Annotated in this window: 8 protein-coding genes and 2 pseudogenes; 4 read left to right on the forward strand and 6 right to left on the reverse strand. The window is 63.7% G+C overall.

Going from position 1 to position 6892, the window contains the following annotated elements:
- Window positions 1-105 precede the first annotated feature (105 nt).
- Window positions 106-987 (forward strand): annotated as a pseudogene (locus Q427_RS20065) (methyl-accepting chemotaxis protein); the annotation flags it as partial.
- A gap of 237 nt (window positions 988-1224) precedes the next feature.
- Window positions 1225-1800 carry an isochorismatase family protein gene (locus Q427_RS20070; protein WP_043516887.1) on the forward strand — a complete coding sequence of 192 codons (576 nt, stop codon included), beginning with the start codon at window positions 1225-1227 and terminating at the stop codon, window positions 1798-1800.
- 6 nt (window positions 1801-1806) lie between these two features.
- Here Q427_RS20070 and yaaA read toward each other — a convergent pair whose 3' ends face one another.
- Complete coding sequence (gene yaaA / locus Q427_RS20075; protein ID WP_043516888.1) at window positions 1807-2598, reverse strand: peroxide stress protein YaaA; 792 nt, start codon at window positions 2596-2598, stop codon at window positions 1807-1809.
- Window positions 2599-2777: 179 nt separating this feature from the next.
- Window positions 2778-3809 carry an NADP(H)-dependent aldo-keto reductase gene (locus Q427_RS20080; protein WP_043516889.1) on the reverse strand — a complete coding sequence of 344 codons (1032 nt, stop codon included), beginning with the start codon at window positions 3807-3809 and terminating at the stop codon, window positions 2778-2780.
- 223 nt (window positions 3810-4032) lie between these two features.
- On the opposite strand from Q427_RS20080, the gene Q427_RS20090 reads away from it, so the two are divergent.
- Window positions 4033-4551: a tetratricopeptide repeat protein gene (locus tag Q427_RS20090; RefSeq protein WP_043516891.1), complete on the forward strand. Its 519-nt coding sequence runs from the start codon at window positions 4033-4035 to the stop codon at window positions 4549-4551.
- Window positions 4552-4613: 62 nt separating this feature from the next.
- Window positions 4614-5114 carry a 3'-5' exonuclease gene (locus tag Q427_RS20095; protein ID WP_043516892.1) on the forward strand — a complete coding sequence of 167 codons (501 nt, stop codon included), beginning with the start codon at window positions 4614-4616 and terminating at the stop codon, window positions 5112-5114.
- 17 nt (window positions 5115-5131) lie between these two features.
- Here the strand turns inward: Q427_RS20095 and Q427_RS20100 are convergent, their stop codons facing one another.
- From Q427_RS20100 to Q427_RS34530, 4 genes and pseudogenes are all read right to left on the reverse strand, one after another.
- Complete coding sequence (locus tag Q427_RS20100; RefSeq protein WP_043516893.1) at window positions 5132-5683, reverse strand: TIGR00730 family Rossman fold protein; 552 nt, start codon at window positions 5681-5683, stop codon at window positions 5132-5134.
- Between the two features lie 57 nt (window positions 5684-5740).
- Complete coding sequence (locus Q427_RS20105; RefSeq protein WP_043516894.1) at window positions 5741-6262, reverse strand: DUF501 domain-containing protein; 522 nt, start codon at window positions 6260-6262, stop codon at window positions 5741-5743.
- Window positions 6231-6563: a hypothetical protein gene (locus tag Q427_RS20110; protein ID WP_043516895.1), complete on the reverse strand. Its 333-nt coding sequence runs from the start codon at window positions 6561-6563 to the stop codon at window positions 6231-6233. The genes Q427_RS20105 and Q427_RS20110 overlap by 32 nt, the downstream gene beginning before the upstream one ends.
- A gap of 86 nt (window positions 6564-6649) precedes the next feature.
- Window positions 6650-6892: pseudogene (locus tag Q427_RS34530) on the reverse strand (YbaK/EbsC family protein); the annotation flags it as partial.

The following is a 6892-nucleotide window of genomic DNA, read 5'->3' on the forward strand; positions in this document are numbered from 1 at the left end:
GGAGCTGGTCGTAAACAACGTCAAGTTCGAGGACGGAGAGCAGGTAACCGATCAATCAGACAGGAACGCGGCCTGACCGCCATCCACCAGATTTGACGATAACTCGAAAGCACCGAGCTGGCAACGCAATTCAATGCCTTCGCCGACAAGGTCCACGATGTGCTCTTTCACGTGCGGGCCAGTAGTGAAGCGGTTCGTGTGGCCGCCATGGAGATCGCAAGCGGAGGGCGTGACATGTCACAGCGCACCGACAATGCGGCTTCCAGCCTGCAGCAGACCTCGGCCTCCATGGAGGAGATCACCAGTACGGTAGAGAACACCACGGCTTCCTCGCGGGAAGCGAGCAGCCTGTCGCAGTCTGCCGCAAAGCTTGCCCAGCGTACCGGCGACACCGTAGGCCAGGTGGTTACCACCATGGGTGAGATCCAGAGTTCTTCGCGGCAGATTGGCGATATCGTCAAGGTCATCGACAGCATTGCTTTCCAGACCAACCTGCTGGCACTGAATGCATCCGTGGAAGCGGCACGTGCCGGCGAGAATGGGCGTGGATTCGCCGTGGTTGCAGGTGAGGTGAGGCAGCTGGCGACGCGCAGCGCGGAGGCCTCGCGGGACATTCGCGAGCTGATTGAGGCCTCTGGCGAGAAAGTGGAGGGCGGTACCCGGCTGGTGTGTGAAGCCGGCGATGCCATGCAGCAGCTGGTCGACGGGGTAAATCGTGTGGCAACGATGCTGGGTGAGATCAGCCATGCGGCGAGCGAGCAGAGCGACGGAATCGGCCAGATCAATGTGGCGGTGTCCGAGCTGGACCGCATGACACAGCAGAATGCGGCCCTGGCGGAAGAGTCGACGACGGCTGCCGATCAGTTGCGGGGACAGGCAGATCGGCTTGCAGCCGTGGTGGCAAGCTTCAAGCTGCGTGTCGAGCCGGTCAGCCATGTCGGCTACCTGCAGCATGACCGGGCAGCGGCCACGAGCGAGGAGGCGTGACGTTCGCCGCCCGTCAACCGAGTGACAGGCGGCATTGGCTCGGCTCACTCCTGGCCGTCGTCGCTCTGCTGGATACCTTGGAGATACCAGGGCTCACCCTCACGCCCTCGTTGAGATCGAGGTGACGCATCGAACGGGCCTCGCTGTATGGGGCTGAAAGAAAGGCTTCAAGGGAAGCTATTCTAGCGGCTATGCTGAGGCAGGTATTCGAGAAATAGCGATGCAAGAGGAGCGCTCATGCGCCTGAAATGTGAAGAGAGCCTGCTGTTGATCGTGGACCTTCAAGCGGGGCTGCTGCCGGTGGTCGACGGTGGCGAGCAGGCCGTTGCCGAGGCGGCCTGGTTGGGCGGCGTGGCCGAGGCGCTGTCGGTTCCGGTCTGGGTCACCGAGCAGTATCCGGAGGGGCTGGGGGGCAGCGAGCCCCGCCTGCTGGAGGCGCTGCATGGCTCTCGGCTGTGGCAGAAGGTGCACTTCAATGCCCACGCCGAGCCCGATTTTGCTGCTGCCCTGGCTGAGAGCGGCAAGCGGAAAGTCGTCCTCTGTGGCTCCGAGGCGCACATCTGTGTCATGCAGACGGGGCTCGGCCTGCTGGAAGCGGGCTACGAGGTGTATTGGCTGAGCGAGGCCTCGGTCAGCCGACGCGCGGGGGATGCGCAGTTGGCACGGGAGCGCATGGTGCGTTGCGGTGCCGTACCGGTCAGTGCCGACATGGTGGCCTATGAGTGGCTGGAGCGTTGCGACGATGAGCGCTTCAAGGACGTCCATCGTCGCTTTCTGAAGCCCCGCTCTGCCCGACCGCTTCGCTTTTTCTAGCGAGCGTCAGCGAGTCGCCTGACCCTGCTCCTCCCGTCGCGTGAAGACCAGGGTGTCCCCTTCCGACATGGCTGGATTGAAGCCATAGCCCGCCACATCGAAGTCCTTGAGTCCGCCAGGGTCGTCCAGCCGCTGGCGGATCATCCACGCCGCCATGAGGCCGCGCGCCTTCTTGGCATAAAAGCTGATGATCTTGTACGTGCCGTTCTTCTCATCCTTGAACACGGGTGTGATGACCCGGGCTGCGAGCCGTTTGGTATCGATTGCCTTGAAGTACTCGTTGGACGCCAGGTTGACCAGCACCGGCGTGCCGCTGTCTGCCACTGCCTGATCCAGTGCCGGTGTCAGAATGTCACGCCAGAAGGCATAGAGGTCCTTTCCGGCGTGATTGGGCAGGCGAGTGCCCATTTCCAGGCGGTAGGGCTGGATCAAGTCGAGGGGACGCAGCAGGCCATAAAGCCCTGAGAGAATGCGCAGGTGCTGCTGGGAGAAGGTGTTGTCGTCATCGCTGAAGGTATCCGCTTCGAGGCCCACATAGACATCGCCCTGGAAGGCCTGGGCGGCAGGCTTGGCGTTAGTGGGCGTGAACGGTGTCTGCCACTCGGCGAACCGTGCCGCATTGAGCCCGGCCAGCTTGTCGCTGATACCCATCAGTTCGCTGAGTCGCTGCGGCGAATAGTCGTGCAGAATCTCGATCAGTTCACGGCTGTGGTCGAGGAAATCCGGCTGCGAGTATCGGGACGTCGTGGCCGGGGACTCGAAATCCAGCGTCTTGGCGGGTGAGATCACGCTCAGCATGGGGCACTCCTGTACCGGTCGGGTAGGGCTCGCAATGTGCCGAGTATATCAAGGGCGGAGGGTGTGCGGGGCTATCGACTCGATAGCCCCGAGAGCCGCACGGCGGCTCCGCCGTGCTGTGCTTGCGGTCTGCTTTTCAGGCCGGGTCTTTCAAGAGCCGGGTGGCTCGAGGGAAGGACCTAGGGGCAGGGGTTAGGCAAGCGTCCATGCACCTCGTCGATGGCATCCAGCACATCCTGCTCTAGCCTCAGGGACTCGCTCGCCAGGTTGTCCTCGAGCTGGTCCATGGTCGTGGCGCCGATGATGTTACTGGTCAGGAAGCTGCGCGAGTTGACGAAGGCCAGCGCCATCTGGGCGGGGTCCAGGCCATGCTCGAGGGCGATGTCCACATAGGCCCGGGTCGCCTGCTCGGCCTGGGGGGTGGTGTAGCGCTGGAAGCGCTCGTAGAGAGTGAGCCGGGCCCCTGCCGGGCGGGCGCCGTCCAGGTACTTGCCGGAGAGTACGCCGAAGCCCAGCGGCGAGTAGGCCAACAGGCCGACGTTCTCGCGATGGGCGATTTCGGCCAGGCCGACCTCGAAGGTGCGATTGAGCAGGTTGTAGGGGTTCTGGATCGAGGCGACCCGGGGCAGGTCGAGGCGCTCGGCCAGGCTCAGTGCCTGCATCACGCCCCAGGGCGTCTCGTTGGAGAGGCCGATGGCACGTACCTTGCCCGCATCCACCAGTTCCTTCAGGGTGCCCAGGGTTTCCTCCAGGGCGACGGCGTCCTCGTCGTCGTCATGCTCATAGCCCAGCTTGCCGAAGAAGTTGGTGCGCCTGTCGGGCCAGTGCAACTGGTAGAGGTCGACGTAGTCGGTCTGGAGGCGTGACAGGCTGGTATCGATGGCCTGGAGTATCTGTTCTCGGGTCAGTCGTGAGCCGCCACGGAGGTAGTCGAGCCCGGGCCCGCTGACCTTGGTGGCAATGATGACGTCGTCGCGACTCTCGCGCCGCTTGAGCCAGCTGCCGATATAGTCTTCGGTGCGTCCCTGGGTCTCGGCCTTGGGCGGTACCGGATACATCTCGGCGGTATCGATGAAGTTGATACCGAAGGCGACGGCGCGGTCGAGCTGCTCGTGGGCCTCGCTTTCGCTGTTCTGTTCGCCGTAGGTCATGGTGCCCAGACACAGGCGGCTGACCTCGATGCCCGTGTTGCCTAGCTGTCGCGTCTGCATTACTGCTCCTGTCGCGGTTTCGTCCGGTATCGAATGCCATGCTAGCCGAGGCCCAACAAGGCAGCAAATGGCAGGGGTTGAGTCACCGGCGGGGCGGGCGTATGCTGGCCACCCTCATCGGCCCCGGCGGAGTCCGTACGGCGAGCTTACGACAGGCCATGGCGACGACAAGGGATGGTGTTGTCGTCATGCTGCTGAAACACGAACGCAAGGTTGTTTGCCCATGACGCAGGCATCGTCACTGTTCACTCGGCTCGAGTATCGTCTAGCGGAGCAGTTGTTCCATACCCGCTGGTTGCCGCGCTCACCGCGTACCCAGCGCTTGACCATGCGTCTCTTCGAGCGCTGTGCCGACGCCGGCCATCCCGGGGCGCTCTCGCTCTATGGACACGTATTGTTCCATCGTGGCATCAGTCCCCAGGACAAGGCCAGGGGGGCTCGCTACGTGCTGGAGGCGGCTCAGGCGGGAAATCTCAAGGCGCAGTATCAGGCGGCTCAAATCCATGAGAATGGCTGCCTGCAGTATCCCCGGCGCGAGGATAGAGCCGTGACCTGGTATGCCCGTGCCGGCGAGGCGGGCCACCCCCTGGCCGCGGCACGGCTTGCCAAGGCCTATCGTTATGGCGAGCTCGGGTTGACGGCGGATGCGACTCACGCCGCCCACTGGCAGGCCCTGGCCGACCGACACGCACGGTTGGAAAGCGCCGAGCTGGACATCGACGGTGCTCAGACACGACACTAGACTGCCGGCCACCTTGGCGACTGATGACATCGCCCGGCCCATCATCGAGGAAGCGCCCATCCGTGACGCTGCCCACACTATTGGATATCGAGGCGTCCGGATTCGGGCGCGGTAGTTACCCCATCGAGATCGGCCTGGCCAGGGCCGATGGCAGCACCTGCGCCTTTCTCGTTCAACCGCTGGAGGAGTGGACCCACTGGGACCCCAAGGCCGAGTTGCTGCACGGCATCTCGCGGGCACGCCTGCACCGGGAAGGCTTGCCGGTCCAGCAGGTGGCGCGCTGGCTCAACGATGAACTGGGTGGCATCGGTATCGCCTACAGCGACAGCTGGGGCTACGACAATACCTGGCTGTCGCTACTGTTCCATCATGCAGGGATGCTACCGGCCTTCCGCCTCGAGGCACTTCGAATCCTGCTTGAAGAGCGCCAGCTCACCCTGTGGCATGCCACACGGGAGGCGCTGATCCAGGAACTGGGCATTCAGCGCCACCGTGCGGGAGAAGACGCCCGACTGCTGCAGCTCACCTACCTGCGTACACGGCAACTGGCGGGCTATGACTGACGCGGGTGCCGCTCACCTCAGCCGTTGGCCAGGCGGGCCTCCAGGGCATCAAGCAGTGTGGCTGGCTCATCGGCATCGATAAGGCAGGTGCGGGTTCGTGAGTCGAGAAAACCTTGCTCCACGGAACTGTCCAGGAAGGCCAGCAGCGGGGAATAGAAGTCTGCCGTGTCGAGGACGCCGATGGGCTTGTCATGCAGCCCCAGGTACTGCCAGGTCCAGGTCTCGAACAGCTCCTCGAGGGTACCGATACCGCCGGGCAGGGCAATGAACGCATCGGCATGGGCGGCCATGCTGGCCTTGCGCTCGTGCATGTTGTGGACACGAATCAACTCGGTCAGTCCCTCGTGGGCCTGCTCACGCTCTACCAGATGGTCTGGCATCACCCCGATCACTTCGCCTCCTTCGGCCAGCACGGCGTTAGCCAGCTCCCCCATCAGCCCGATACGCGCACCGCCATAGACCAGGCCGTGACCGCGTGCGGCCAGCTCACGCCCCAGGGATCGGGTGGCTTCCAGAAAGGCAGGATCCCGACCGTTGCGGGAGCCCAGGTAGACGCAGAATCTCGACATGCTTTTCTCCTTGGCTAGGGTGATTATCCTAGCAGCCGGGACCGGCGAAAAGGAGTCTCAGGGCAGACAGTCGGCAACGTCATATTCCCGGTCCATCCACTGTCCGACAACGTTATCCCCGCATAGGTGGTGGGCATACTGCGTATGCAGGCAGCGGACCTGGTCCCAGTTGGTGATGCCGCCAATGCCGCGTTCGCGCAGGACCCTTTCATAGCCGAGCTGGGTGACTCTTTCGCGCTGGGACGGCTCCATGTAACGCCAGCGTGCCTCGACATAGTTCCGATGGCTGGCGTGATAGGCAGCCAGGAAGTCGGCATCCTCCTGGAGCCGGGTCTCCAGCACCTTGATCACCCCGCGGGCCTCGATGCGCGAGATCTCGACTTTCAGGCGCTCGGAACAGAGCCAGTAGAGGGTGGGGAAGGGCTTGCCCTCGACAATGGGTGCCATGCGCAGCACCAGTGGTGTGCCTTCGCCATCGGTGGCGGCCACGGCCTCGATGCCCCGGGGAGCCCGGCCCAACTGGCGGGCGATGATGGCCAGCTGGCGCTCATCGGGTGTCTGATCGGTCTGGATCACCATCGCTTGGGTCCCGTACGAACTTGTTGGAGCGGCCCACGGCGCGGAAGAAGGTCCGGTTGAGCTGCTCGGGAGAGGGGACATAGCCCTTCCAGCGTCGTTCGCAGTACTCATTGGCCCGTGCCATCAATACGTCGTAGAGGCGATTGAACGGCGCATCATAATCGTAGGGGTCCGCCCCGAACAAGCGGATGTGGGGGTAATCCGCGAAACGCTCCATGAAGTAGCGCTCCAGGTCTTCTTCCACCGCACGGTGCTGGTCGACGTTGTCGGGATCGAGCCAGAGGTTATAGCGGATGGCCATGATCAGCTCCAGGCAAAATAGGATGTCCCAGCCAAGTGGGCCATGACTCTGTGACCACAATAGTCGTTTTTTGGCTCAGGGTGACGTCAGTGCCGGGCGAGCGGTACCAGTCTTGCGCCGGTCAGTCGAACCAGATCGTCCGGCGCCAGGCGGATCTCCAGGCCGCGCCGGCCGCCGCTCACATGGATTGCTGCGAAGCTCGCCGCACTCTCGTCCAGGAAGGTGGGCAGGCGCTTCTTCTGCCCCAGRGGCTGATGCCGCCGAGCACATAGCCCGTGGCCCGCTCCGCCTCGGCGGCCTCTGCCATGCCCGCCCGCCGAGCCCCGGCG

It is taken from the genome of Halomonas sp. BC04, assembly GCF_000568385.1.

Excerpts from the sequence above, each read along its gene's own strand:
- Q427_RS20070 (WP_043516887.1), top strand. The coding sequence starts at position 1,225 with ATGCGCCTGAAATGTGAAGAGAGCCTGCTGTTGATCGTGGACCTTCAA.
- yaaA (WP_043516888.1), bottom strand. The coding sequence starts at position 2,598 with ATGCTGAGCGTGATCTCACCCGCCAAGACGCTGGATTTCGAGTCCCCG.
- Q427_RS20080 (WP_043516889.1), bottom strand. The coding sequence starts at position 3,809 with ATGCAGACGCGACAGCTAGGCAACACGGGCATCGAGGTCAGCCGCCTG.
- Q427_RS20110 (WP_043516895.1), bottom strand. The coding sequence starts at position 6,563 with ATGGCCATCCGCTATAACCTCTGGCTCGATCCCGACAACGTCGACCAG.
- Q427_RS20100 (WP_043516893.1), bottom strand. The coding sequence starts at position 5,683 with ATGTCGAGATTCTGCGTCTACCTGGGCTCCCGCAACGGTCGGGATCCT.
- Q427_RS20105 (WP_043516894.1), bottom strand. The coding sequence starts at position 6,262 with ATGGTGATCCAGACCGATCAGACACCCGATGAGCGCCAGCTGGCCATC.
- Q427_RS20090 (WP_043516891.1), top strand. The coding sequence starts at position 4,033 with ATGACGCAGGCATCGTCACTGTTCACTCGGCTCGAGTATCGTCTAGCG.